This is a genomic window from Paenibacillus sp. WC2504, from assembly GCF_052682475.1.
On the sequence record NZ_JBQZFH010000001.1, the window covers coordinates 6,013,235 to 6,039,124 of the forward strand.

Sequence of the window (25,890 nt, forward strand, 5' to 3'; positions counted from 1 at the left end):
ATCGTCTCCAATTATGAACACGATGCAAGGTCTCTAGCTGGATCATTTACTCACCCTGGAATCAGGGACAGACAGTTTTGGCCGATTTCATATCCCGTTCGGGCAAGTCGATCCTTAAGATGTTACTTTATTTTCAACTTGTATTTGTACTCGATCTGTGTATTTGCAATGACATTAATCAATTGTTGTTTAGAAACATTTTTAGACGCTGCAATTTCAACAACAGATTTTCCTGTTGCTAATTCTTGTTTTAATTCTTGTGCGTTAATTATTAATAACGAAAAAAAATAGTCCACTGTATAATCAGGCTTAACATTTATTTTCTCGTTTTTCTCTTTTAGGCGGCGTATGCAATCCACTCTCTGCTCCCACTAATAATACTGTTGAAATACCAAATGCAGTAAATAATTTTGTTCTGTGTATTACCATTTTGAAAACCACTTTCATTGTTTATTGGATGTTACAAATAAGATGAAGTGAAGAAAAAGTAACTTTGAAGTATAGTTTTTTATCTCTTCGCAACAACCTCGTAGTGCTTGAGTTGTAATAAATTACGCCTTCCTTGCTATAAATAAAAAATCAGAATTTTTCTAAACACACTGTTCCCCATCAATGTAAGCTCAGCGACGTCCTGTTAGTCATTAACTTTTTTTAAAGCATATTCTATGTAAAAGTAAAGTACTCCATTGGTATCTCCATTTTCTTGGAATGCCAAATGTTCTTGTCACCGACATCCAGCATCCGGTAAGAACGATGAGTATGTATATCCATATTTATCCTTTTTTCCAAATCAAAAAATTCCCAATGGATATTATGGATTGGCTTTACAATATCGATGCAAAATAAGGTCAAAGTTTGGGCAGGGTGGTATTTGAAAAATGGAAACAATACATGCAGCTTTAAAAGAAAGTATGAAATCTGACGATTTTATACAATCAGCTACGACCATCCGTCATACACTTCTTCAACTTTCGTATTACAATTCCATTGTAAATCAGGAAATGCTGCATCGGGATCTATTTACCGTCATTCAACTTTCGAACGCAGAAATCCATAATTTGAATGATTTAAAAAATGCGATTCCCCTTGAAGGAGTCAAAGTATCTTCAAACCTGCAAGAAGTTTCGCAAAGTTTGATTCTAGGCTTCATCTTTGTTCAATTGGATTCCGATCTAAATGAAGGCTTATTAATTAACATTGCTGATACTGAAAAAGGCTATCGCGGAAACAACTTGTCCGAGAACGAGTACAGCGTAATTGGACCGCAAGTGGCTTTTGTTGAAGATTTGGATACCAATCTGAATTTGCTCCGAAAAGAAATCAAATCGGAGAAGCTCAAATTTGAGGTACAAATCAAAGGTTCTCTTTCCAAAACAAGAGTCGTAATCGCTTATATCGAGGGGATCACCAATCCGCAGCACGTAAACACAGTAAGACAAAGGATAATGGATTTGGATTTTGATGTGATTTTCGATACTTCTACGCTCAGTCAGATCATTAGTGATGTCTCCATTACGCCGTTTCCTCTATTTATGTCGACCGAACGCGTGGACCGGATGAAATTTCTACTTCTAAGTGGAAATGTGGCTGTATTAAGCGAAAGCTCTCCTTTTGTCATTTCAGGTCCCACCACCTTGTTTGATTTTTTCTATTCGCCCGAGGATTTTTATTTGCCATGGATCTTGGGGTCATTTTTTAGATTGTTACGTTATCTGGGTGTCATATTTTCCATCTTTGCATCATCCATCTATGTATCAATCATGACATTTCACTACTCCATTGTGCCAAGAGCGATGTTAGGTCCGATTATCGAATCCAGAATGAATGTGCCCTTCCCGCCTTTTCTGGAAGTGCTACTCATGGAGATGACCGTTGAGCTGTTGCGAGAGGCTGGAGCTAGGCTGCCCACAAAAGTCGGGCAAACGCTGGGGATCGTAGGTGGTGTTGTACTCGGGGAAGCATCAGTACAAGCTGGTTTAACGAGCAATATCTTGATTATTATTGTTTCGCTTTCCGCTCTTGCGTCCTTTACAACTCCGATTTTCAAAATGTCCAATACAATACGCTTTCTCAGATTTCCTTTGATCTTCTTGGCAGGGGCTTGGGGCGGTTTGGGCATCGTGATCGGCGTCTTAATTCTATTGGGCCATCTGCTTAGGCTAAAATCTCTAGGTACCCCTTACCTCGTTCCGGTATTTCCTTTTAGATATAAAGGCTTTAAAGAATTTTTACGTTTATCCTATAGCGCGACTTGGAATCGCCCGGCATTTTTACGTCCGCTCAAGGAGAAAAGATATTCAGTTCGAAAGGATCAAGATATCGGAGACGATTACAAGAATGAATAAAATTCGGGGCAAAGGAACCAGCATCAATGAAAATGTCTGCACTAGCTCTTCTCGTGTGCATCCTTTTATCCGGATGTGCCAAAAAAGAAATAATAGATCGGATTAAGATTTTGCAAAGCGTCAGTCTTGACGTCGATCAAGGAGAAACGTTTAAGGCCAGTGCATCTTATGCTTCATATAAAAAGAATGCCCAACTTCAGTTGTTAACTGCAGAAGCTCAAACCTTTTCCGGGGTATGGCTCCCCCACAATATGAAATCGGAAGAGCTAGTCGTGTACGGACAATTACGGGGCATTGTAATTAGCGAAAAACTTGCAAGAAGAAGCATCCAGGAGCTAGTCAGCACCCTACTTGTAGATCCGGTTATAAGCAATAACACTTTTATCGTTATTGCCAAAAGAGAAGTAACTTCGATTATTTCTAATGGCTTAAAGAAGCCTTCCTTTTATATGTCGGAGCTAATCAAACAGAACATGAATAACGGGAATACGCCTTCGTCAAATTCGCATCTTCTGCTGGATCAATATTATGGAGAAGGTCAAGATGTGTATTTGCCTGGGTTGGATCTAGATGATAAAGGCCTGCTTCACTTGAATGGGGTCGGTATATTTAAAGGAGATAAATTACGCCTTTGGCTAACAGACCAAGAGGCATTTTTTCTTAAGCTCCTGAAAGACAGATCGAAAACGATGACCGGCTCTTATGAATTTTCAACGAAACAAAAGGATACCATTAATATGAAAATATTACATGGAAAACGAAATATATCGCCGAAGCGGAATGCTACAGCATTCATTTCCTTGAAACTACAAGTCAATCTTAAAAGTCTACCGAAAACAAAAAGCCCTGTCGTGAAGAGTGACCTACTTGAAGTTAAGCAGCAAATCGAGAATCACTTTGCAGGCGAAGTTAGTGACTTGCTGAAAAAATTACAACAAAACGAGGTAGATCCAATTGGCTTTGGCGAGATATTCAGAAGCAAGGATAGAAGTTGGAGCGAAAAGGAGTTTATGAAGAATACATATCCGAACATCAAATTTGAAGTGAAACCTGAGATCAATATTTTGCAAACGGGAGTTGGCATAAGTGCAGAACAGCGTTAAAGAGAATTACTTGATTTCAGGATTTTTCACGTTTTTCCTATTCTACGCTTCTCAGTCTGGCATTGGGGGCCTAGGCTCGTCCAATATACTGTTTAAAGATGCGGAGCAAGATGCATGGATCTCGGTTCTGATATTAGGTTTAAGCCTGCATTTGATTGTATGGATGATTTATAAAATGCTGGGGAACCCTGCCAAGGACGTTGTAGACTTACACCAAATGATTTTTGGTCGTTTCTTGGGCAATGCCATATCACTGCTATTGATAGGGTACTATTTCATCATAGCTATGAATGGCATCCGAACTTACATTGATATTGTTCAAGTGTGGATATTTCCGAACATTTCTACATGGAAATTGGCCGCCGTATTCATTTTTTTGATTTATTATCTCGTATCAGGAGGATTCAGGGTATTAACCGGACTTACATTGTTCTCTATGGTAATTTCCCTCCTGCTGTTTCTCCTCGTTTATTATCCATTAGCATTAGGAAATCTCACTTATCTAATGCCGGTATGGAATCATTCGGTATCTGATTTGCTCCAATCGTCTAAAGCTTCTTTTGGCATATTTAGTGGATTTGAAGCGCTGCTTGTTTACTTCCCTTTTATTAAATCAGTTGAAAAACAAGCGAAATGGGCCCATTTAGGCCTACTTCTCAATACGCTTCAATTCGCTATAGTAACCGTCGCTATTCTGCTGTATTTTAGCTTAGGTTTGCTAAAAAATACACTTTATCCCCCGTTGGTGATAACTAAGATTATTGAGTTTGAATTTGTAGAAAGAATCGAGTTTATATTTATTTTTTGTTGGCTTATCATTCTTATCCCATCGCTATGTCTTTCCATCTGGAGCTGTACGAGAATTATGAAAAGAGTTACACATCTAAATCCCCGTATATCATTAATAGTGCTACTGATAACATTCTTCATCGCTACTGTTCAATTCAATGAAAAAATAAAGGTTGATGAGTTATTTAACTTTGCGATTACTATTGGATTTTATTTTGTATTCGCCTACATTCCGTTACTGTTTATTCTTTACGTGATCCGCAGTAAAAGAAAAGCTAAGTTGAATCCAGTATGATTCAACTTAGCTTTGGTTAACGCTGTCCAAAAAAAGTCTCCAGTAATCCCACGCTTTTAAATAATCAGCCACATCGTGAGGATGAAGTTTAACACAGATACCGATACGACAATACAGTTGAAATATAACTTCCTCGATAAGCCTGGATCTGTCTAACCCTTCTAAACTCATACCCGCTTTGCGCCACCATCTTAGGTTCTCTTAATTTTAGAGACGGGTTTGACGACAGATTTTAAGAGTCGGAAAGTGTTATTGTGGCTAAAAAATACTCAGCCCTTTACCAACAGGTTGTACAGTCTCTAGGACACGATTGGTCATTTCTGACCCTATTAATGTTTTGATAATCCAGGATGATAAATCCTGTCCTGCGAGACATCCAGCTGCTGTGCTAATGTTACCATTGTTTACAAAGCTCTCATTGACCACTTCCACTCCAAATGAAGCTAATTGATCTGCAACAGTCGGATACGTTGTAGCCTGTTTTCCTGTTAAGAACCCCATAGCCCCTAATAACAAAGCTCCTGAGCACATTGATCCGATTAATTGCTTATCTGCTGAAAGTTTAAATCGACTAAGATAGAGAGGGTCCTGAAACAATTGCTGGACGCCTTTTCCACTTCCAAAGAGAACTGCATCAGACCAATTTGCTTCCTCAATCATTCCATGCATGGGGATTTTAAGTCCTGCCGTCGAAACATGCGATGTTTGTGTACCAAGAATCTTTACTTCCCAATCAGCAATGCCACCTACCAATCTCACCCTGTTTAGCAAGTCCCACGGTAGAAATACATCAAGATCTGTAAAATCGTCAAAGCAAATTATAGATATCTTCATATCATCAACTCACTCCTTTAAACTTTTGCATATTTAAAAAGTGTTACACTTCAATAGTTTCTTATACCTTTATTTTAGTCTGAGAATTGGTGAAGTAAAAGATCCAATAATGATTAAATTTAATGTACCATTTTGATTTTAAAATTTTATTATCTAGGCATTCGTTCGGATTAATTACTCGGATAGACGCACGATACCGAATCAGCTGATAATCAATTTGTACTTTCTGCGTTAAGTTTTTAAAACTATTAGGTAATCGTGTACCTTTCATTTTCTATCTTTTTTAAACCTTTAATTAAATTTTCACATATTAGACTAAACTATCCATTAAAATCATTTAAGCTTTTTCGACATTTTCGTGTAGATTTATTTAAAACTGCACTGAGCTTTAACTTTTTCATTTTTCATATTACGACTTAAGTAAATTCCAATCCAATCATTCTTCATAGTCCTTGAGTGGATCCGAAGATCGCTTTCTTCAAAAGACTTGTTTCGGCTCCCTTGATGGTACCATTTATATTCTTTCTTTTTAACTTCAGCCTTTTGGCACTTTTGTGTCTGAAATAATTTATCTAAAACTGAATAAACAGTAGTCCCTAATATTTCGGTGCTTCTGTGTTGTAAAGTGCATTTGATGAATGAAAGAGAATAAATCTAATCCTTCTTGTTCTGCTAGCTACATTACTGAGAAAAGATACGTTGTCCCATTTCAAGGTAATTTTCCTGATTGAAAACCGAACAACTCCATAGCTATCCTATTCATTTCTTCTTATTAAACTGATTAATAGTCCGTATACTTCTAATCAAGATAAATAAACTTAAAATAAAAAGAATAATTGCTGCAGATGCAGCCGACATACCTTGACCTGCATTTAAATGGGAGATTACGGCACCTGCCATCAATAATACGAGCCCCAAAGATGCAAATAAAGTGATTTTAGTTACTCTAAACCCAACTATTAAGCCGAGTGCTCCCAAAACCTCACAAGCTCCAACAAAATACATAAAGCCTTTTGCATAACCAAAGTCTTCAGTAAACAGTTCAACTTGCTGTGCATTCTCAGTAAGTTTCATAATGCCAAACATAATAAAACCAACAACCAACAATCCCTGTACAATACGTGCAGTCCACTTTATTTTCACATTACTCCTTGTTGTCTTTTATTTTTTTCATACAAACTTAGAAACAGTTAATTGCTACGAATCCTGCTGATGCAATGAAAACAATATCCTTATTAGTTCCACAGTATACTACGACACACAAAGATGGTGGCTAGCAACATGACAACTGCTAGCCCGGCAGCGCGATTGCCGTCAAAGAAGGTACAACTCCCATAGCGAACGGCATATTAATCCATGCACTTTAAATCTCAGCTACGCCAATTAGGTACATATCTTTCAACCAAGGGTTGCGATTGTTTTGCTTCTAGGATTGAATAGACTTCATCGTACTACGTGCTTCAACATTTATAAAAGTCCACAATCAGGGCCATCTTTCAATGGACGACCCTTTCTATTAAGTGTGAACCTAACAATGGTAAATCATCGGGTTATCACACACTTTTTATTGGACTTGAATTACGACATTTTATAGTAAACGCTCAAAGGCTTGTTTGCTTTTTCTTCTAGATTCCGGGTTTCGAGTTGCGATTTAATGTGCTCCAATTGTCCTTTAAGTAAAGATGCCAACTGCTCCAAACTTGGAGGTTGCACTTGCCAATCAGAAGGTTTAGACCCGGATTTGAACATGGTTAAGTGTTCTTCAGACAAATAAGGGGACAAACCCACAAAATTATACATAAAAAGATCCGTAAAAGCAGCAATATGTTTATGGCTACGATTAATCGGATCACAAAACGTGGCTCCAGCAGACTCAAGCACGCCTTGTATGTGGCTGTGCTCTGTGGGCTGAGGCGTACTGGGAGTATGAAGCTCACAGCTTTTTACGAAAAAAAATGGCCGATTTGGACATATATCATATTATATGTACTTATGGGTAGAGATGAAGTTCTTAGGTTATATTCATTTTGGATAAGGAAACATGTCTATGATTCTTATGCTTTGACCCTTTTCATTAGTAAATACCACATGTTCTCTTCTAAATTCTCGAGGAGTTTCCAAGCCGCATGCTGCTGCCAAAGAGAACAAGCCTTCCCTCAACTGAAGAATATAGTTCATCACCCGCCATTGTTTCTCTTCAGGAGCCAGGGCCTTTTGGTATTTAGAATCCGTAGTCGTAATGCCGGTCGGGCACTTGCCGGTATGGCACTGCATAGCCATAATACAGCCATTAGCCATCATGAAGCCGCGTGCAGAGTTCACACAATCTGCCCCCAATGCCAACGCGATTGCCACTTTATCGGAAGTAACGAGCTTACCAGAAGCGAATATTTTAAAACGATTGCGCACGCCGAATCTTCTAGCCGTATCATCTAAAATCAGCAGTGCGGTAAAGAGTGGCAGCCCCATACCGTCCGCCATCGCTTTGAAGGTTGCACCTGAACCTCCCTCAGAACCGTCAACAGTAATGAAATCAGGATACATATCCAAGTCCACCATTGCCTGAAAAAAAGGCTCGAGTCGCTTTGGATCTCCTACAACGATTTTAACACCTACCGGCTTGCCTCCTTCTCTTTGCAGCCTATCTATGAAGCGTAGTGCATCTTCGGGATTAGTAAGGAATTCGAACCGGTTTGGTGAATTTACGGTTTTCCCCACGGGTACTAAACGAGCTCTTGCAACTTTCTCCGTAACCTTAGAGCCCTCCAAATGCCCCCCGCGAATTTTAGCTCCTTGATGAAGCTTTATCTCGAATGCCTTGATATTAGAGGTGTTAGCTTTTTGTTTATATGCATCTATAGAAAAGAGACCTGTACTATCGCGGAATCCGAACATGCCGGGTCCGATCTGGGAAATAACATCAACGCCGGTAGCCAAGTGAACATCCGCTACACCGCCTTCACCAGTATTAATCCATGAACCGCCTGCCATGAATGCACCGCTTCCAGTAGACAGTATATAATTCTCCCCTACAGCTCCGTACGAAGTGGCCGAGGCGCCGAACATGCCTTTTAGCCGCCAAGGATGCAAGCGGTTCTGTCCGACAACGATTGTATCGTCATCATGCAATAGCCAAGGCTTAATTTGTTCATGCACGATCTTCTCTTTCCTTGTGAAAAGCCCTTCGTCAGTAATAACATATTTCCTTCCATGTAAGAGCACATCATTATCAACTCTCAGCTCACTGGTCAATTTGGGGAACATGGCGTTCGACAAATAGAATCCTGGTTTCTCGTAGTCTCGTCTACCTCCAAAGGAAATAAGATCTGTTCGATATTTCGCGGCATAAACGAGTCCGACAAAATCAGCCCGCGAGAAAGGTTTGCCTTCTGTATCATTGTCAAACCAGTATTGACGAAATTCTGGCCCCAACTTTTCAAGTAAATATCTTATCCAGCCGAGAAACGGATGAGAACGAATGATGGAATGCTTTGGATTCTTAGATAATGCATACATGTAACCGAAAAAAATGATTGGAGGTAAAGCAAGAATTACCAACACGATAATAAGAAGGATATTATTCATATTATTTAACCCCTTCCAAAATGTAGATCGAACCCTATTTATACTGCCTCAATTTCCCAATAAACATTCAATTGCAAACGTGATCCATACATTTTTCATTGATTAAATAAACAGCGGTGGATGCCAGATAATAGGTTCCGGCAGGCTATTTATTCGGCTGGATTTCATTCGTTGCCGCGCGAACAACCTTCTTCCATTTAGCATGATCCGAATCCATGGAATCGAATTGGTAAATGGAACGACTCATGCCTAATGCCATTTTAAGAAGTATGATGTTTCCGATGAAAATAGTAATAGACTGGATGTACCGATCCAGCGCTGATCAATATGGATAGAATGGTCAAGTTTTTAACAGCCGTGACTGTGCGATAACTTTTGCGTCCTTCATGTCATTCTTTGTTGGTGAATTGTCATCTAATTCTTTACTTTTCTTTACGTGTAGTGGGTTCACTACGCCGTATCTTACTTGCTCTTCTTTAAGAAAATGGGCTAGGTTTAGCCAGTAGTGACCCGTTGGTTCCATACCAACTATGGCGTCCTTGAACCCTTGCTCCGTCGCAATCTTCTTGAACCAGCTCACAAATAATTCAAAGCCTTCTCGATTGTTTTCAAACGTGATAGGCTTCCCGAGCTCAACTCCGCGGAAGTCTTGCGCACGAAGCCACATGTCTGAATTTTGCGATGTCGACTCCGATAATTAAAGTAGAAGAAGTGATTTGATTAATTCGTTCATTTTGAGTAGAATGCATGTTGTAGTCTCCTTGGTTTTGTTTTTGGATCCGACGCTGGCCAGCATCTGGGACCCATTAACATCATACCAAGGAGTCTTTTTATATCTCAAATCTCGTATTTCTTCATAATAGGAATGCTGCCCGTTAGTTTAGCGGATCGCCGGTTTGGTACCAGCAAAACCACTGGCCCGAATTTTTACATTAGTAAACATTCACTATCGAACTTTATTTTCCACTAACACACTTTATTTTCCTTGATCTATTGTCACTTACCCAGGTTTGATATTTGGGTCATCTTAGTGATCCAATACTCTTTCTTTTTCATTTCTTTTTGAATTGTCATTAACAAATACCTTCTATTAACTGCGATAATTTTCCTCAAGTTTTTCAAATCTTTATTTGTCAAAAAGCCTCTAGCTGTAAACTCGACTAATTTATTGGGATCAACTCTAGCCCTATTTAAAATTGTCTCTAAACCTAGGATGTCAACCAACATATCTGATCTATATCTGACTGGCGATTCAACAATTGATAGTATTCCACCACTGATAGTAATTTTTTTCTCTAACTTCCAATCAATTGATGCTAATGTCCTCACTTTTTCCTTTTCCCAAAATCTATTTAATACCTCATACCTATCATAAGATTCTTTCCAAAGTCCAACTTTTCTAGTTAACCCCATATTAGTAATTTGGGATTCAAAATGTGATTCTAAGATCTGCTCTTTAATATCTTTATTAGCTGTATACTTCAAAAAATATTTATTAGGAATGCTCTCTTCTTCAGATAAATCTTCACCTTTTATGTATGTATTTTGATGAAAAATTCCAAGATCAAGAAGTAATACATTTAAATCCAAGTGGTTGTAACTGTATTGCTTACAGATTTCAAATTCACCAACCACACCATATTTCTTCCAAACCAATCGTTTTAATTCTAGTGCATCCTGTTCAGTTCTAATCATTTTTTTTAACAGACTTAACTTTTCTTTCTCTTGCTTCAGCTTCAAATATGAACCTTCCTGGATAAATTTAATTATTCCTTCTAGTCTCATTTATCACCAATCTTTCTTTTTAATTTTATTTCATTACCCTTGTTGCTTAAACAATGCTGAATTTTTGAAATTGTATCTTCTTTAAAATAATATCTTTTTCTACCATCTTTCATATGTAAAGTGTAATCCGCAGCAATGTCATTTTCTTTTATTACCCTCCATAACCTCTTTTCTCCAATTTTTAATTTTTTCATAACATCTTGAAAATAATAACCTTTTTCTTCTTGTTTATTTGTTTTAACTATTTCCAGACAGGTCTTAATCTCATTTTCATCATAATAATTGTCTGCAATAGTCCCCTTAGGTAGAAATCTTAAGGGCTTGAGTTGCCGCGATAGCGTAAAAGAAATAATATCAACTATTGTTAGCGAACATGTAGAAAATTTGATTAGTACATCATGAAATTTAATAAAGTTAGGGTTCAGCCTTGTTACAATTTGACCACTACACCTCTCCATTAACTTTTTCACTTCATCTAATTGAAACTGTTTATTCCGCGACTTTGCAATTTGAATTGGTGTTAAATAGCCAGCACTAACCACACTATTAACTGAGTATGAATTTATCCCTAATACTAATCCAACTTCCTTTCTTGTAATTAGTGACTCCTTTTCGTTTAAATAGTTATCCAGGGTTGCTATCTCGACTAAATACCTTGATATCCCATTAGATAAAATTTTTTCAAGCTTCAACTCCTGATAATTACTTAGTTCGTCAAGCTTTTCATAAGCTATCCCTGTGAGTTGTCTAACCTCTTCTCTCCGCACATTCGTTCTTTTTAATAGTAAATGTGGATTCTTCTTAAAAGTTGAAAAATCCCTTCTTATTTTTCCTTTATCTATTTGATTAATGAAATATGCGTTGTAAGCTTCTTGGATCCATAAAAAATCCTTAGTGTCAAAGAGTTCATCAAATGCTTTTAATTTTTCATAATTTACTTGTCCACGATTACGTGTTATGAAATTATCTAAAACAAGTAAGAAATGATTTGGGAATTCATTATACATCCAATACACATTTGCTGTAGCAATAGCTAGCATAAATCCACTCTTTTCACCATTGGAACGATTATGAAATATTGACAGTTCCTCTAATGTTAGAGAGATATAATCAGGGGCACCATTAAGTAAGTGAAAGCTATGGAAAGCTAATTTAATAAATTCAACAAAATTGCAATTCTTCATTATCATGAAATTATCATTCCGAAATCCTTTGGATAATTGTATTTGTGACTCTACGAAAATATTATTCTCTATTACTATTGATTCTGTATCAATGAATTCAAAAGAGCATTTAGCACATTTTTGATCAATAAATGCCGCCATACTTATAAAGTAATCACAGTTAGGGCATTGATCCACCAATTTCACTTTATGCTCAATACATAAATGACAAGGGACCAACATCCAGATTGTTCGGTGATAATATTTATCCTGAATGCACAGCGGGCAGTACTTTACTTTATTTCTCATCAATATTTTAGTATATAAATCTGACCCAATACGTTCTTCTAATTCAAATCCATTGTTTAACCCAAAATTTACAAGGCAGCCATTCAAGTCATTAAGTTTACTTAGAGATTCTCGAGTGAATTGATTATTTTGCGCTTGGTAAAATGATAAACAAAGGTATTTAGATAAATAATTAATATTATGATAATGATTACACTGAGACAATCTGAAAAGATAACCTGAAATACTCTCATCTGGATAAATATCTAGTTGGTTTTTTAAATACTTTACTCGATTAGAATTTCCCATCATTTTCTTACTCTTTTCCGATTTTTCAATTGCTGCTTTAGATCTCTTATCTTTTCTTGATAAGTAAGTATATTTTGCTCACTCATCCCTATTCCATCTTTTATTCTATATGCAATTGTAAGACTACCATCGGTTAACACAACTAAAATATACTCATTATCATTTCTGTCTACATAAATAGGAGTCTCTCTAGACATTACCTCTTTAAATATGAACCACTGCTCTTTAATTGCGATGCTGCACGAATACCAATTTCCATTGAAAAACAACCCTTTGTTAGTAATCTCAGCTCTCTCCAGTGGAAATAAATCAAATAATGTTTCCACAATTAACACCTCCTATTAATTTACTACTATTAATATCACCAAAAACTGGCATTTTAATACAAATAGATAGTATTTTAATTGTTATAATACGATTGCACGCATGTTTGACTTCTTGCATCTTGACTACACTTCAATTAGAGGTGTTAGACAATGTCAGATCCTACTTTAAAATTAATTGGTGAACGAATACGTGATTTACGTAAGCAAAGAGGGTTCTCACAAGAACAATTAGGAGAGTTAGCTGATTTTCACTATACATATATTGGTGGAGTAGAACGTGCTGAGAAAAACATCTCAGTTCTAAATCTCTCTAAAATTGCGACAGCACTGAACGTTGGATTGTATGACTTATTTGAATATACTAGGCAAAAAAGTCGAACTAAAGATAAATCAGATGATTTGGAGCAAATTGTAAATTTACTACTATCTTTAAAATCCAGCGAAGTAAAAAAAGTAAAGAACATTCTACTGGAAATGTATGAATAAAAATAAAGGCGACCATTAACGGTCGCCTTTATTTTTTAAACGATTTACAATGATAACAAATATTTATTTTTAAAACTCGATTTTAATAAATACAACCTTTTCGTCCATGAATGTTGTTTAACTTCAAATTCATTTAGATTCAATTCTAACTCATAGAATTTATGTTTTGGCATAACAAATTTCAAATCTGAAACTCGCACATACATTCGATCAAACTCACGTTCTTCATGTCCTATTAACCTTTCAAGAATTGACTTATCGGAATTAATCCATCCATAGTCGCGATGAATAGAGTTTCTTAACATTTTCCTTAAATTTTCATTTTTTAATTTGCTTATTATATAAAAAAGTTCGTTTTCTAGCCAATAATAACCTATCCCAATATCACAATTTTTAATTAAGAAATTTACAGCTTCAGAGGGCCAGGCTTCAAAAATAGAATAAACAATCTTGTTCAATTCGCACAGTTGAGTTATATCTTCTAAATAACCATTGTTTCTAAAATAATACTTTTCTTTTTCCCAAATAGATAATTTCAAATATCTCGTCCCCAAAATATAAACTACTCTTCTAAAGAACTTTAAATACTCTTTATATGTCAGGAAGATTGAATAAAATGAAGTGGCGTAATATTCATCAAGATTCAAATAATTTTGAACTTCTAAAATACTACTAGCAATAAAATTAGTTAATTCTTTTTTACATACGAAACATTGGTCGCTAACTATTTCTTGAATATTAATCCTTTTATTGCAACATATACAGTTTTCTAGTAGATATACTTGATGTATTTTACAATGTGTTGTGAATGATAATCCCCAATTCATACGATGGTACGCTCTATTTAATAAACATTCTGGACAAAATCGTGAATATTGTCCCCTGTTCCAATCAGGAAGTGTAAAATAATCCTTACTCCATTCGTGCAATAAATTCTCTTCAACTATTTTAGCTTCTGATAAAGTTTCGATTGCCTTAAAATATATTGATATTTGCTCTTTATCGAATTTTCTTTTTAACTTTTCAATTCTCATAAAATTTGTAGGTATGTAATTAATGTGCGCTAATCTAAATACAAATCCCTCAACAGATTCATCCTCATACATTGTTATTTGATTTTTAAATGGTTTCATTTTTGCATTCCCTTCTTAATCAAATCAAGAACAAACCACTCAAATCTTCTTATATGATTCTAAATGCCTGCAAATGTACAATTCTTTTGATTATTAATAAACTGAGTATTGTATTCAATTAACTTCTTAAGAATAATTTCGAAAACAGTCCATCAATATGGAGTTTGGAATAAAAATGCCAAGACCATTTGAAATCAGCCTCGGCAATGTTGTATATTCATGCATGAAGTTGTATTTCTCATGAATTATGGAACAATCCGTCCAAAGAAATATGGAACAATTCTAATTAATTATGGAATTTGACAAAAAAAACCAGGGGCTCCCGCCCCTGGTCCTCTTATGAGCAGCGACTGTAGCCACAGTTCGCGCAATTCTTACACCCTTCGCTGTTAATCAGCGAAGCGGAACCGCAAGACGGGCACAAGTCCTTCGTCGCGGCGCTAGCAGCGTTGCTGCCATGCGCGCTATGTGCGGTGTGCCCGCTAACAGCAGCCACCGGTGCCGGAGCTGGCGCATCCAGCACTTCACTCGTCGCGGTCACGTAGTTCCGCGCGTCGTCTTGCTCGTTCATCACTTCGTCGTGCTGCTCGAGCGCTTTGGCAACCGCGTCAGCGATCGACTCGACACGGTTCGTGCCAAATCCAATGGCGCCGGAGCCGCCAATGCCTTTCAAGTGCTTCACGAGCAGCTTCACTTTGTCCCCATGGTCGCCGTAACGCAAGAACAACGAGCACACGCGGCCTAGTGCTTCAGACATCGCAAAAACGTCTGATCCGGCTTTCCCCACGTTGAGGAATATTTCACTCGGCGTTCCGTTCATATCATTAATCGTAATATACGCCATGCCGAATGGAGTATTCACTTTATAGGTTGCGCCTCGCAGAATTTGCGGACGGCGCTTATATTGCTTATCGAAAACTTGCTCTGTTTTGGCGTCAACATTAACCGCAAGCTTGCCTGAAAGATTCGTTAAGCTGGCTTCTTCTTTCACAGCTTCCGCAGCTACAGCAACAGGTGCTGCTTCTGCCTTCTCAACTTTCTTCTCCTCTTTCTTGTCTGAACTTGTGCTAAGAACTTGCACATCACGGCTTCCATCACGGTAGATGGTAACGCCTTTACAACCCAAATCAAAAGCCAATTCATACAACCGTTTGGTCTCTTCAACTGTGAAATCGGATGGGCAATTCGCTGTTTTGGAGATCGAGCTGTCAACCCATTTCTGGATCGCTGCTTGTGCTCGAATATGATCTTCAGCCGTTAAGGTCATGGAAGTTACAAAGTAATCCGGCAATTCCTGATTCGGATTAGCGTCTTTCCATTCTTGAGCAATCGGCACATATTGTTTATCAAAGCCCAGACGGCTTTGACGGAAATATTCAAAGGCAAAATACGGCTCAATCCCCGTCGAAGTGCCAACCATCGTCCCTGTGCTTCCCGTTGGAGCCTGCGTGATGACCGTTACGTTGCGCATTCCGCTGTTCTTAATGGCTTCGCCAACTTCCGGGAATACCTTGGTCATATTTTTCATAAAGCCGCTTTCCAGGAACTTATCTGCAACAAACGCTTGGAAAGATCCTTTTTCAGAGGCGATTTCCGCTGATGCCAGATAAGCTTCTCTTGCCATGAAGCCGTAGATTTTGTCCAAAAACACTAAGGATTCCGGACTACCGTAACGAATTTTCAACTTAATCATGAGTTCCGCCAAGCCCATTGATCCTAAGCCTACGCGGCGTTCCTTCTGTTGATTCTCACGGTTTTCTTCAAAATGATAAGGCGTTTTGTCAATGACATTATCAAGGAAACGCGTCGAGTAGCGAACAACCGTAGCCAGATCCGCCCAATCGACATCATGTTTCTCTGCATCATAAAATTTGGATAAGTTAATCGCCGACAAGTTGCAAACTCCCCAAGCCGGAAGCCCCTGCTCCCCACACGGATTCGTACAAATAATCGGATTGAAATACCAGCTATTCGACATTTGGTTGTAGTATTCCATGAACACAACACCAGGCTCAGCCGATTTCCAAGCGGACTCAATAATCGTGTGCCACACCTCACGAGCTCTTACTGTGCGGTAAGGCTTGACGGCTTTGCCAAGTTGTTTCCAAGCTTCCAAATTGCCGTCCCATTTCTCGTTATATTCAGGATCCGTCGTATCTGGGAAAACGAGTTCCCACTCCAAATCTTCCTTCACGGCCTTCATAAATCCATTGCTTACGCAAACGGATAAATTGGCATTGGTGATTTGTCCCATCGTTGACTTCACCGTAATGAAATCTTCCAGATCAGGATGCCAGTCATTGATCATCAGCATGAGTGCGCCACGACGGCTTCCGCCTTGCTCAATCAGACCTGTTGTATAGCTGAACAAGCCGCCCCATGATACAGCACCGCTCGAAGAGCCGTTAACTCCTTTGACAACGGAACGACGTGGTCGAAGGGAAGACAGATTGATTCCCACACCACCGCCGCGTGACATGATTTCCGTCATTTCTGAAAGTGTGCTCATAATGCCGCCACGGCTATCGTGAGGAGATGGGATCACATAACAGTTGAACAACGTTAACTCGTCGCTTGCATCCGCTCCTGCTGCAATTCGTCCGCCTGGAACAAGTTTCCAATCATCCAAAATATATCTGAATTTCTCCGTCCATTCCTTGCGTTTCTCGGGTGTCGTTTCCACGGATGCCATGGCTCCGGCCAAACGATCCCACATTTCTTCCGGTGTCTTTTCTATGTTTAATGTAAGCTTCTCAACTGCAGATTTGACTGTCTCGCCACTGCGTGTTCTTACTTGCACGATGTCGCCTTCACGGCTAATAATTTCGCCTACTTCTTTGGCTGGGAATTTGGGATCATCCTTCGTCAATACGAGTACGGTGTCTCCCACTTTAGCAAAGCTCGTATCCGCATTCTTAAGCGCATAGCGATCCAAAAATATTTTCTCGCTTAACCCTTCCAGCCTCTTACCTGATTGCGAAATCCCCATTGATAAATGCCCTCCCAATAAGCTACAGTTTCAGCTCCAACTAAATTGAAAATTACAATATCTGGTGTGAGAAATCCATTATACAACACTAGATATGGACCTTCGAATGGCCAAAGGACCAATTTTGTTTAATAAAACAAGTAAATATCGCTTTAGCTAGAATTTCCTCGAAATCTCTCTTTATTTTATAGAAAGCGAGCTGGCGGTTCGTTGCTTTTGACGATAGCGGATTCCTCTGCTAACCTGTATTTAGGATACCACAATTCGCTCAACTTTAGAACATTTGTTCGTTATTTATTTTTCCTAAGGAGAGGTTAGAGACATGTATTTTTATAAAAATGAATTTATGAATAAAGAGGATATTCAGCTCTCGCCCGATGATCGCGGTTATTATTTCGGAGACGGTATTTATGAAGTTTTCCGTGTCTATCAGGGCCAACTGTATGAGCAGGACGCCCATATGCAGAGGCTTCAAAGAACCGCCAGCGAGGTGCGGCTTACCCTCCCTTTTACCATCGAAAAAATCGGTCAAATTCTCACAGAGCTGGTGGACAAAAATAAGCTGATCGAAGGCACCTTATATCTGCAAATCACCCGAGGGGAAGCTCCACGCGCGCATCCGTTTCCGACTCAGGCAGAACCGATCATGCTGGCCTATTGCACGGAAGTCCCTAGACCAACGGCAACCATACATAACGGGATTAAAGCTATTACGTTTGCCGATATTCGCTGGTTAAGATGCGATCTCAAAACGCTCAATCTGCTGCCCAACGTCATGGCCAAGCAAGCAGCGCTCGATCACGGCGTGCAGGAGGTTGTACTGCATCGAGAAGGTACGGTGACGGAGTGCAGCGCATCTAACCTGATGATGATCAAGGATGGCGTGCTTTATACGCATCCTGCGAATCATTTGATTTTGCACGGTATCACCCGAGCAGTCGTATTGCGTTTAGCTGGAGTTTTGGAAATACCGGTTAAAGAAGAGGCTTTTACGACGAAACAGCTTATGGCGGCTGACGAAGCCTTTATTACAGGAACAACGGTAGAAATAACGCCAATTCTGGAAGTGGATGGCCTCACGATTGGAGCCGGCACGCCAGGGGCATATACCCGCAAGCTGCAAGAGGAGTTTGTTCGCACGTTCTCGTAATCAGCAAAAAACCTAAGGCATCTGCCTTAGGTTTTTTAAATCCTCACACGAGGAACGCCAGGGCGCTATTTCAGCGAAATCCACCGTGTGTAGCGACGGAAGGGAACTCCAGGCCGTTATTTCGGAGCTTTCATACGAATATGCCCGCATTTTCCAGAAATAAGACCCTGGAGTTCCGTTCAAGTCCCCCGACAACTACTTTACCCCTAAATAGCGTCCTGTATGGGGCTAGAATTAGAAGTGGACACATCGTTAAGTGACCCCAATAATAGACTTAACGAATAGGAGGGTGTCCGCCCATGGGAGAGCAACGCCAACGATATAATGAAGATTTTAAGAAACAAGCAGTAAAATACGTTCAAGAACAAACAAAGACATTACCGGAAATCGCAGAGGAAATGAACATCCCCGCTGGAACATTAAAGAATTGGATGACAAAATATCGTTCCTTTGAAAACGAGCCTGTAGGTAACCCAGAGAAACTTCGGGACATTGAGAAACGCCTGCAGGCCTCTGAGCGGGAGAAGCAGGATCTGCAGGAAGAACTAGCGATCCTAAAAAAGGCGCTGCACATCTTCAGCAAAGAAAGGAACTAAGGTTCCAGTTCATCGAAGATCATCGCTCTGAGTTTCAGGTGGCGAAGATGTGCAGGGTCATGCAGGTATCGAGGAGCGGTTTCTACAAGTGGCAACAGGCGCTACCAAGCGAGCAGGAATTGCATAAAACAGCGCTACTGAAGCGAATTGTTTATCACTTTCATGATTCCGGGGAACGCTATGGCAGCCCCAAAATTACTCGTATGCTGTGGAAAGAGGGCTTAGCCATCTCAGAGCGTACCGTCAGTGTTTACATGAAAGAGCTAGGTTTACGTTCCTGCGTATCTCGCAAATTTAGAGTGCAAACGACAGATTCTAATCACAGCCTCCCGATTGCCCCAAATGTACTTAATCAAAAGTTTGCAACCGATAAGCCTGAGAAGGTCTGGGTGGCAGACATTACGTATATCCCGTGTCGAGAAGGCCGGCTGTATCTAGCAAGTGTTTTGGACTTGTGCACCAAAGAAATTGTAGGCTGGCGACTTCATGATCGGATGACAACAGAGCTCACTCTGAGCGCTCTAGAAGCCGCTCATCAAGCTAAAAAGCCAGCTAAGGGACTTATTCATCATACCGATCGTGGATCACAGTATGCCTCTAAAGAATACAGAGAAAAGCTAGCTTCATACTCTATGCAAGCCAGCATGAGCCGCAAAGGGAACTGCTACGACAATGCCTGCATAGAGTCGTTCCACAGCATTTTAAAGAAAGAACTTATTTATTGCACGAAATTCAAAACCAAGCACCAGGCATACGAAGCCATTTTTCGGTATATTGAATTCTTCTATAACCGCAAACGAGTTCATAGCTCCCTCGGCTATGTTTCGCCTGTTCAGTTTGCGGCGACCTTTTCAGAAACTGCGTGATCGTCACTTAATGATGTGTTTACTTTCTTGACAGAGGTCCTGTAGTTCCCCTATTTCCCCCTATCCTACTGGTTCAGCTACCCAAGCTTAGTAAACCATACGCCTCACCATTATCGCCGCAAGTTCCACTCATCCGTCCCATACTTCTCTTGCACAAGACGATTGGTCAATTCGATCTCAAACGGTGTCAACGAGTCCTCAACCAGCTTCACACCTAGACCGAGACCAATTTCACGTCGGAACGCTTCTTCAACTTGACCCAAGGTAACGGCCTCTTTCTCCTGTGCCCGCAGCAGCTCGTTAATCGCCACCGCTTTTTTCGAAAAACTCGTCTTCATCCGCTCTGCCACCTTCTCATTAGAGAAACGCAGCATACGGAACAGTTGATCCGTATCCATATCCAGCAGAATCGAGCCGTGCTGCAGCACGACGTTCTTTTGCCGTACCTGCGCGCTGCCGGCGACTTTACGCCCCTCAACCACGAGCTCATACCAGGATGGAGAATCGAAACAAGCGGCTGAGCCTGCCGATGCATATTTCTCTTTCTCCTCATCGCTTGCAAGCTGCACCATTTCAGCGTTAAGTCCTAACGCACGGAAACCTTGCAGCAGCCCCTCGCTCAAGACGCGGTAAGCATCCGTCACATTTCGGGGAATGCCCGGATAATCCTCGGCTACAATAATGCTGTAGGTCAGCTCCTTGTCATGCAGAACCGCTCTGCCTCCTGTTGGGCGGCGTACGAAACCAATCCCTTCATTGGCCACGGCCTCCTGATCGACCTCGGCTGCTTTTTGGAAATAACCGATCGACAGGGTTGCTGGATTCCATCCATAAAAACGCACCGTAGGAGGGACGATTCCCTCGCTATGAGCGGTCAAAATCGCTTCATCTAAAGCCATATTTTCAGCAGGAGAACGATCTCCCGTATGTATAAATCGCCATGCCGTCATCGAAATATTCACCCTTTCTTTCCAACCATGCTTGTCAAAAGACAACCTCTATCATACCACATAACCGCCTTAAGTTACGATTCCTCTCCCTCTCCAAGCTCCCGCCCTGATCCCCTCATCTGTTTTACCATGGAAAAAGTTATGAAAGCGCCTCTTATGGACATACTAACACGTATTCGGCGTTTAGCGCCCGTGCTTCATACAAGCTTAGGTTCACGAAGTCAGTTTTCTTATGAAAACTCTTAGGAGGGCACAACGATGCGTCAACATGAACAGCAAGAGAACATTCGCCCCATTCATCATCGGTTGGACATGCACTTTGAGAGGGACTGGTTTACTGAGCTGGATCATCGTGTGCGCGGAGGAGGGCCGTGGGACGATTGGACTTTGTACCAGCTCGCCTACGAATCGGAAGAGTCGGGGCTTATTTCTACGTTTGATGAAATGCAGTGCCTTCCTCATCTGGGGCAGCTTGAGCCTATGGCTCATCAGATAGAGACAGCGAAGCGAGTACTTAATGAAATGCGCGGTCGAGCCATCTTGGCCGATGAGGTGGGACTCGGGAAAACGATTGAGGCTGGGTTGATTTTAAAAGAATACATGATCCGCGGGTTAGTCCGCAAAACCCTTATTCTGGTGCCGGCATCCCTTGTCCTGCAATGGGTTCGAGAATTAAACACCAAATTCGGCATACCTGCCATCGCCCATAAAAAAGCGTACATGTGGCAGCAAAGTGACATCATCGTGGCCTCCATGGATACCGCCAAACGCGATCCTCACCGGGAAATCGTGATGGGTCTGGAATACGACATGCTGATTGTCGATGAAGCTCATAAATTAAAAAATAAAAAAACGACCAACTACACCTTCGTCAATGAGCTGCGCAAAAAATATTGCCTGCTGCTCACCGCCACACCGGTTCAAAATGATTTGAAAGAGCTTTATAATCTCATCACCCTGCTCAAGCCCGGTCAACTCGGTGTTCACAGCTCCTTTAAGTCCAATTTTGTTGTCGGCAAAAGGATCCCGAAAAATGAGATTCAGCTGCAGCAGGAGCTGTCCAAGGTGATGATCCGAAATCGTCGTGGCGACGGCGGTGTTCATTACACCAAGCGGGTGGTGAAAAATATCCCGCTGACGCTTTCACCAGACGAGCAGGCGCTCTATGACGGCGTCACCAATTTCGTCCGAACGCGGTATGCAGAGAGCTCCGGCGATTTAAACAGCATGCTTTCGCTCATCACCCTCCAGCGCGAGGTCTGCTCCTCCAGGGATGCCGTCTTCATTACGCTCGTGAATTTGTTCAAAAAAACAGCGGAAGATTCGCCTGTACGCGCCAAAATATGGGAGCTTGTCGAGCTGATCCGCAGCATCAAATCGAATAGCAAAGCGGAAACCACCATGAAGCTCGTTCAAGAGATTAATGATAAAGTCATCATTTTCACGGAGTATCGCGCTTCCCAGGAGTATCTGCTCAACTACTTGAAAGAACATAAAATTACAGCGGTCCCCTATCGCGGCGGCATGAACCGTGGCAAAAAAGATTGGATGATGGATTTATTCCGCAATCGCGTACAAGTGCTTGTTGCCACGGAAGCTGGCGGCGAGGGAATTAATCTGCAATTTTGCCATAACATGATTAATTTTGACCTGCCGTGGAACCCGATGCGCGTGGAACAACGGATTGGCCGTGTGCATCGACTTGGCCAGACGCATGATGTGAACATCTATAATCTATCGACAAACAATACGATTGAAGAGCACATCCTCTCTTTGCTGCATGAGAAAATCAATATGTTTGAGATGGTTATCGGGCAGCTCGATACGATTTTGGAGAAAATCGAGAAGAAGGGATCTCTTGAAACCTCGTTATTCCGCATGGTGATGGAAGCAGGGTCACGCGAGGATATTCGCAGGAAAATCGACGAGCTGGGTCATTCTTTTACCGAAATCAAAGAAGAAATCGAACACAATCCCGTGTATGGAACTGAGTTTCAACATATCCTTGATGCCGTAGGCGGCGCGCAAAGCGGTGAGGTCAGACCATGAACAAACGAAACGTTCATACCTTTGTCATGCGGTTTCTTGAAGCTTATGATTGCACCATTCTAGAGAAAAGCCCATCTTACGTCACAGCCAAGCTGTCTCCGGAAGCAGATCGGGAAATGACGGGCCGACCTTATTATTGGAGCTTCGTCGAGCGAACCGGGACGCCTGCTGAAACCATGACCTATAAATTCGTATTCGATCCGGAACAAATGAGGCTCGATGCCAAGTCCAAGGCAGCACCGACGGCTGTGAAGAGTCCGCCTAATGCAGGCGCGCCAGCCGCACCGAACCAGGAACAAGCGCCTGACGGCTCCTCCGACAGCATTCTGGGGCGTTATTTCGGCTTCGTTCCGACGACAATCACAGCGCGTGTTCCGCAGGATGATGTCACTTTTGGCAGCAGACGATTGGAGCAAATGTTCTCTATCGTTCGGGAACGCGGGAAATTCGTGCATCTGTTTGAGGAGCCATTTCCTACGGGAGCCACCTATCACGCTGCGCTCGTGTATGATACGTGGTTTTGCATCAATTACAAGGTTGAACTCGCCTGCGACCGGAAACGAAGTGAAATCCACTCCCTTGCCATCCAATTGAACAACGGCGAGATTCGCGAGAATTTTCATAAGCATCTGTTGACCAAAGGTCTTTCTCCTAAGCTTCCGGCGAATAGTCATATTTTGCCGGATACGATATCGCTGACCAAAGCCGTGAACCTGCTGGAAACGACGCTTGAACGTAAAATAAGCGCCTATGACCATAGATGGGCGGACGAGGCGAATGAGCAGCACCGCAGCGAGATTGACCGTGTCGAATCCTACTACAACGGCCTTTTGCTAAACGCAGAGCCGGATAAAAGGGATGAAATCGAAACGCAATGCCGCAACCGCCTCAGAGAAATCGACTGGCAGCATAAGCCGCGCATCGCCGTTTCTGTCATCAATTGCGGATTGTTTCATTTAACCGCCGGGCGATCGCCTAGGAACTGACGATAGTCGCTAAAACCTCGCAAATTAACGCTGCAGGTTCTAACAATCTTTTTATAGCATAAGAATTACAATAGATTCATACAAATGAGAAGTTAGCGATAGGCAGGTGAACGCGGATGAAGCTGTGGACTGCATGGACAGCAACTTGCTTCATATGTATTGGCAGTCTCTTATTCATACCCTCCCAAAGCTCAGCGGGCGATAATCCAGATCGGACAAGCCTCGTGCAATCGGTAGGACAACCCGCAGCGATCAGCAGTCAATTAGCTGAAACTGCAAAGCCAGTGCCGGATCTGCGAAGCGAATCTACTTTAACAGCTACGGTTGATAAGTGGAGGATGGCGCTCGCTCGCGAAGAAGGATTCCACAACTGGCAATCAGCAGTTTGGAACAGTTACCCACTTGGTCCAGGGACACATGGCTGGGTCGTGATTCTCACGGATCATGGCGAGGAAGTCGGTTATATGATCGTACAGTCTGTAGAAAATGGCTCCTTCCGATTAATGGAATACGGGACAGGCAAGCATCCACTTTTCAGTTTGACCACGCTGTATCGTTCGTTGGTACAGCAAGAACTCATTCCGGCAACAATTACTTATTCAGATTTTATCGCCAATGAAACGATCGCCAAAGACCGCTTATATATGGACGGCTTAACCGCTGTTTGGAGAATCAAGCTTGACAATCAATTGTACTATGTGGATGCCAAGTCAGGCGAGGTACTCCCTATTAAAGAAGACCCGACCCCCAAGCTTGTGACCGATGATAGCACACGGATGACGACAACAGAATTAAAAGAAGCAAGCACCATCATGCATCCAGCCTTTGATCCTTATGAAAGGATGCCATGGATTGTCGGCTCACCGCTTCCTGTGGCTGGTCTGAGTGAACTCCAAAGCGCTCTTGCCTCCGATCAACATCTTACCTTTGTGACAGCGTTATACGATGGTCAGGTTACTCTGCCACTGGCCGTATTAGGCTATCAAGCATGGCAGGATGGGTTACCTTATCTGGTTCTGGATCACGAAGGACCAAGATACATTCAACTGCCTACCGCTTTGGAAATGGGGCATATTTATTAAAATGAAAAAGGACTCTCCGTCAAGTAGACGTTTCTACTTATCGGGCAGCCCTTTTTTTGTGACTTTTTATTTTTTGGGTTTAAACTGGTCAAATAACATCCGGGCTGCCAAGGGCAGCATGCCGAACCAACGTGTCTGCCAATGCTCCCGCTGTTCTTTATGCATCGCTTTTGCTTGTTGGCGAACATCTCTTGGCGTGTCTATAAACGTCACGACCTGCTGTGTTATGTACTTGACCAAGTCATCACTTTTGGCCATACGCCCACCTGCCTTTTTCTCCCTATTGTAACCAGAGAGCCCCGGACTTAAACGGTAAGGCAGGTGGAAGACATGGATTCAACTGACTCTTCCGCCGCTCTCCGAAATAATTTTATCCGCAAATGTCTTAATCGTGCTACAGCCGAGCAGCATCGGTTTGTTATCGCACTGCAGCAGCAAGGTCTGTGCGTTCATATCCCAAGCGTATTGGAAACCAACGTTCATGCCTACCACGGTAATCATGAATTTACCCGATGCAGCATTGGGAATGGTGAAGCCTTGTTTTTTGCCCACTTGTTGTAACGAACGAAACACCGAAGACGAAATCCCTCTATACGTCCAAGCATTGCAAGCCGCCATAGGTCAATCTCCTCTCTCCCCATATAGGATCACTAAATTGTATGAAGTGAGGGCTTAAATCGTGCTTGTTTCAAAAAAATCAGTCCGGCGCTGCTAGCCTTCAAACACGCTTCTAACCTCGTCCCTGCTGCATATATTAAAGTAACTAGAGAGAAAGGGGTGC

At 41.4% G+C, this 25,890-nt stretch carries 22 protein-coding genes and 2 pseudogenes; 11 read left to right on the forward strand and 13 right to left on the reverse strand.

Annotated elements, in window-relative coordinates; translation table 11 throughout:
* Window positions 1-122 precede the first annotated feature (122 nt).
* Window positions 123-359 (reverse strand): hypothetical protein, encoded by a 237-nt coding sequence (locus ACUN27_RS26995; RefSeq protein WP_445560710.1) that lies wholly within the window; start codon window positions 357-359, stop codon window positions 123-125.
* Window positions 360-878: 519 nt separating this feature from the next.
* On the opposite strand from ACUN27_RS26995, the gene ACUN27_RS27000 reads away from it, so the two are divergent.
* From ACUN27_RS27000 to ACUN27_RS27010, 3 genes are read left to right on the forward strand one after another with little or no spacing between them, the layout of a single operon-like run.
* Window positions 879-2,345: a spore germination protein gene (locus tag ACUN27_RS27000; RefSeq protein ID WP_445559862.1), complete on the forward strand. Its 1,467-nt coding sequence runs from the start codon at window positions 879-881 to the stop codon at window positions 2,343-2,345.
* A gap of 26 nt (window positions 2,346-2,371) precedes the next feature.
* Entirely contained in the window at window positions 2,372-3,448 is a 1,077-nt protein-coding gene (locus tag ACUN27_RS27005) for a Ger(x)C family spore germination protein (protein ID WP_445559863.1), read from the forward strand.
* Complete coding sequence (locus tag ACUN27_RS27010) at window positions 3,432-4,532, forward strand: GerAB/ArcD/ProY family transporter (protein WP_326063754.1); 1,101 nt, start codon at window positions 3,432-3,434, stop codon at window positions 4,530-4,532. The genes ACUN27_RS27005 and ACUN27_RS27010 overlap by 17 nt, the downstream gene beginning before the upstream one ends.
* A 258-nt stretch (window positions 4,533-4,790) precedes the next feature.
* Here ACUN27_RS27010 and ACUN27_RS27015 read toward each other — a convergent pair whose 3' ends face one another.
* Complete coding sequence (locus ACUN27_RS27015) at window positions 4,791-5,366, reverse strand: DJ-1/PfpI family protein (protein WP_445559864.1); 576 nt, start codon at window positions 5,364-5,366, stop codon at window positions 4,791-4,793.
* A 759-nt stretch (window positions 5,367-6,125) separates the two neighbouring features.
* Window positions 6,126-6,509, reverse strand: coding sequence for a DoxX family protein (locus ACUN27_RS27020; RefSeq protein ID WP_445559865.1), 384 nt, complete (start codon window positions 6,507-6,509; stop codon window positions 6,126-6,128).
* Window positions 6,510-7,184: 675 nt separating this feature from the next.
* On the opposite strand from ACUN27_RS27020, the pseudogene ACUN27_RS27025 reads away from it, so the two are divergent.
* A pseudogene (locus ACUN27_RS27025) lies at window positions 7,185-7,322 on the forward strand (IS110 family transposase); the annotation flags it as partial.
* A gap of 66 nt (window positions 7,323-7,388) precedes the next feature.
* Here the strand turns inward: ACUN27_RS27025 and ACUN27_RS27030 are convergent.
* From ACUN27_RS27030 to ACUN27_RS27050, 5 genes and pseudogenes are all read right to left on the reverse strand, one after another.
* Window positions 7,389-8,951, reverse strand: a complete 1,563-nt coding sequence (locus ACUN27_RS27030; protein ID WP_445559866.1) for a glutamate synthase-related protein — start codon at window positions 8,949-8,951, stop codon at window positions 7,389-7,391.
* A 361-nt stretch (window positions 8,952-9,312) separates the two neighbouring features.
* Window positions 9,313-9,700, reverse strand: a pseudogene (locus ACUN27_RS27035) (IS110 family transposase); the annotation flags it as partial.
* A gap of 247 nt (window positions 9,701-9,947) precedes the next feature.
* On the reverse strand, window positions 9,948-10,691 hold the full coding sequence (locus ACUN27_RS27040) for a hypothetical protein (RefSeq protein ID WP_445559867.1): 744 nt from the start codon (window positions 10,689-10,691) through the stop codon (window positions 9,948-9,950).
* 41 nt (window positions 10,692-10,732) lie between these two features.
* On the reverse strand, window positions 10,733-12,496 hold the full coding sequence (locus ACUN27_RS27045) for a TniQ family protein (protein ID WP_445559868.1): 1,764 nt from the start codon (window positions 12,494-12,496) through the stop codon (window positions 10,733-10,735).
* Window positions 12,496-12,822, reverse strand: coding sequence for a hypothetical protein (locus ACUN27_RS27050; RefSeq protein WP_445559869.1), 327 nt, complete (start codon window positions 12,820-12,822; stop codon window positions 12,496-12,498). Before ACUN27_RS27050 ends, ACUN27_RS27045 begins: the two co-directional genes overlap by 1 nt.
* Window positions 12,823-12,972: 150 nt before the next feature.
* Here ACUN27_RS27050 and ACUN27_RS27055 point away from each other — a divergent pair, with 150 nt between their 5' ends.
* Window positions 12,973-13,308, forward strand: coding sequence for a helix-turn-helix domain-containing protein (locus ACUN27_RS27055; RefSeq protein WP_445559870.1), 336 nt, complete (start codon window positions 12,973-12,975; stop codon window positions 13,306-13,308).
* A gap of 44 nt (window positions 13,309-13,352) precedes the next feature.
* On the opposite strand, the gene ACUN27_RS27060 is transcribed toward ACUN27_RS27055, so the two are convergent.
* Together ACUN27_RS27060 and ACUN27_RS27065 are read right to left on the reverse strand one after the other, a co-directional pair.
* Window positions 13,353-14,441 carry a TniQ family protein gene (locus ACUN27_RS27060; protein WP_445559871.1) on the reverse strand — a complete coding sequence of 363 codons (1,089 nt, stop codon included), beginning with the start codon at window positions 14,439-14,441 and terminating at the stop codon, window positions 13,353-13,355.
* Between the two features lie 337 nt (window positions 14,442-14,778).
* Window positions 14,779-17,430, reverse strand: coding sequence for an adenosylcobalamin-dependent ribonucleoside-diphosphate reductase (locus tag ACUN27_RS27065; protein ID WP_445559872.1), 2,652 nt, complete (start codon window positions 17,428-17,430; stop codon window positions 14,779-14,781).
* A 322-nt stretch (window positions 17,431-17,752) separates the two neighbouring features.
* On the opposite strand from ACUN27_RS27065, the gene dat reads away from it, so the two are divergent.
* From dat to ACUN27_RS27080, 3 genes are all read left to right on the forward strand, one after another.
* Window positions 17,753-18,580, forward strand: coding sequence for a D-amino-acid transaminase (gene dat, locus ACUN27_RS27070; RefSeq protein ID WP_445559873.1), 828 nt, complete (start codon window positions 17,753-17,755; stop codon window positions 18,578-18,580).
* A 299-nt stretch (window positions 18,581-18,879) separates the two neighbouring features.
* A complete protein-coding gene (locus tag ACUN27_RS27075; RefSeq protein WP_326063633.1) occupies window positions 18,880-19,176 on the forward strand; it encodes a transposase in 297 nt (98 codons plus the stop codon).
* A gap of 11 nt (window positions 19,177-19,187) precedes the next feature.
* On the forward strand, window positions 19,188-20,042 hold the full coding sequence (locus ACUN27_RS27080; RefSeq protein ID WP_445560667.1) for an IS3 family transposase: 855 nt from the start codon (window positions 19,188-19,190) through the stop codon (window positions 20,040-20,042).
* 110 nt (window positions 20,043-20,152) lie between these two features.
* Here ACUN27_RS27080 and ACUN27_RS27085 read toward each other — a convergent pair whose 3' ends face one another.
* A complete protein-coding gene (locus ACUN27_RS27085) occupies window positions 20,153-20,992 on the reverse strand; it encodes a lipoate--protein ligase family protein (RefSeq protein WP_445560668.1) in 840 nt (279 codons plus the stop codon).
* A gap of 258 nt (window positions 20,993-21,250) precedes the next feature.
* On the opposite strand from ACUN27_RS27085, the gene ACUN27_RS27090 reads away from it, so the two are divergent.
* The 3 genes from ACUN27_RS27090 to ACUN27_RS27100 all read left to right on the forward strand — a co-directional run bounded on the left by ACUN27_RS27090 (window position 21,251) and on the right by ACUN27_RS27100 (window position 25,109).
* Window positions 21,251-23,041 carry a DEAD/DEAH box helicase gene (locus tag ACUN27_RS27090; protein ID WP_315954068.1) on the forward strand — a complete coding sequence of 597 codons (1,791 nt, stop codon included), beginning with the start codon at window positions 21,251-21,253 and terminating at the stop codon, window positions 23,039-23,041.
* Entirely contained in the window at window positions 23,038-24,027 is a 990-nt protein-coding gene (locus ACUN27_RS27095) for a YqhG family protein (protein ID WP_445559874.1), read from the forward strand. The genes ACUN27_RS27090 and ACUN27_RS27095 overlap by 4 nt, the downstream gene beginning before the upstream one ends.
* 116 nt (window positions 24,028-24,143) lie before the next feature.
* Entirely contained in the window at window positions 24,144-25,109 is a 966-nt protein-coding gene (locus tag ACUN27_RS27100) for a hypothetical protein (RefSeq protein ID WP_315954070.1), read from the forward strand.
* Between the two features lie 66 nt (window positions 25,110-25,175).
* Here the strand turns inward: ACUN27_RS27100 and ACUN27_RS27105 are convergent, their stop codons facing one another.
* Entirely contained in the window at window positions 25,176-25,367 is a 192-nt protein-coding gene (locus ACUN27_RS27105; RefSeq protein ID WP_315954071.1) for a YqzE family protein, read from the reverse strand.
* A gap of 78 nt (window positions 25,368-25,445) precedes the next feature.
* On the reverse strand, window positions 25,446-25,727 hold the full coding sequence (locus ACUN27_RS27110; RefSeq protein WP_157325733.1) for a hypothetical protein: 282 nt from the start codon (window positions 25,725-25,727) through the stop codon (window positions 25,446-25,448).
* Window positions 25,728-25,890 lie beyond the last annotated feature (163 nt).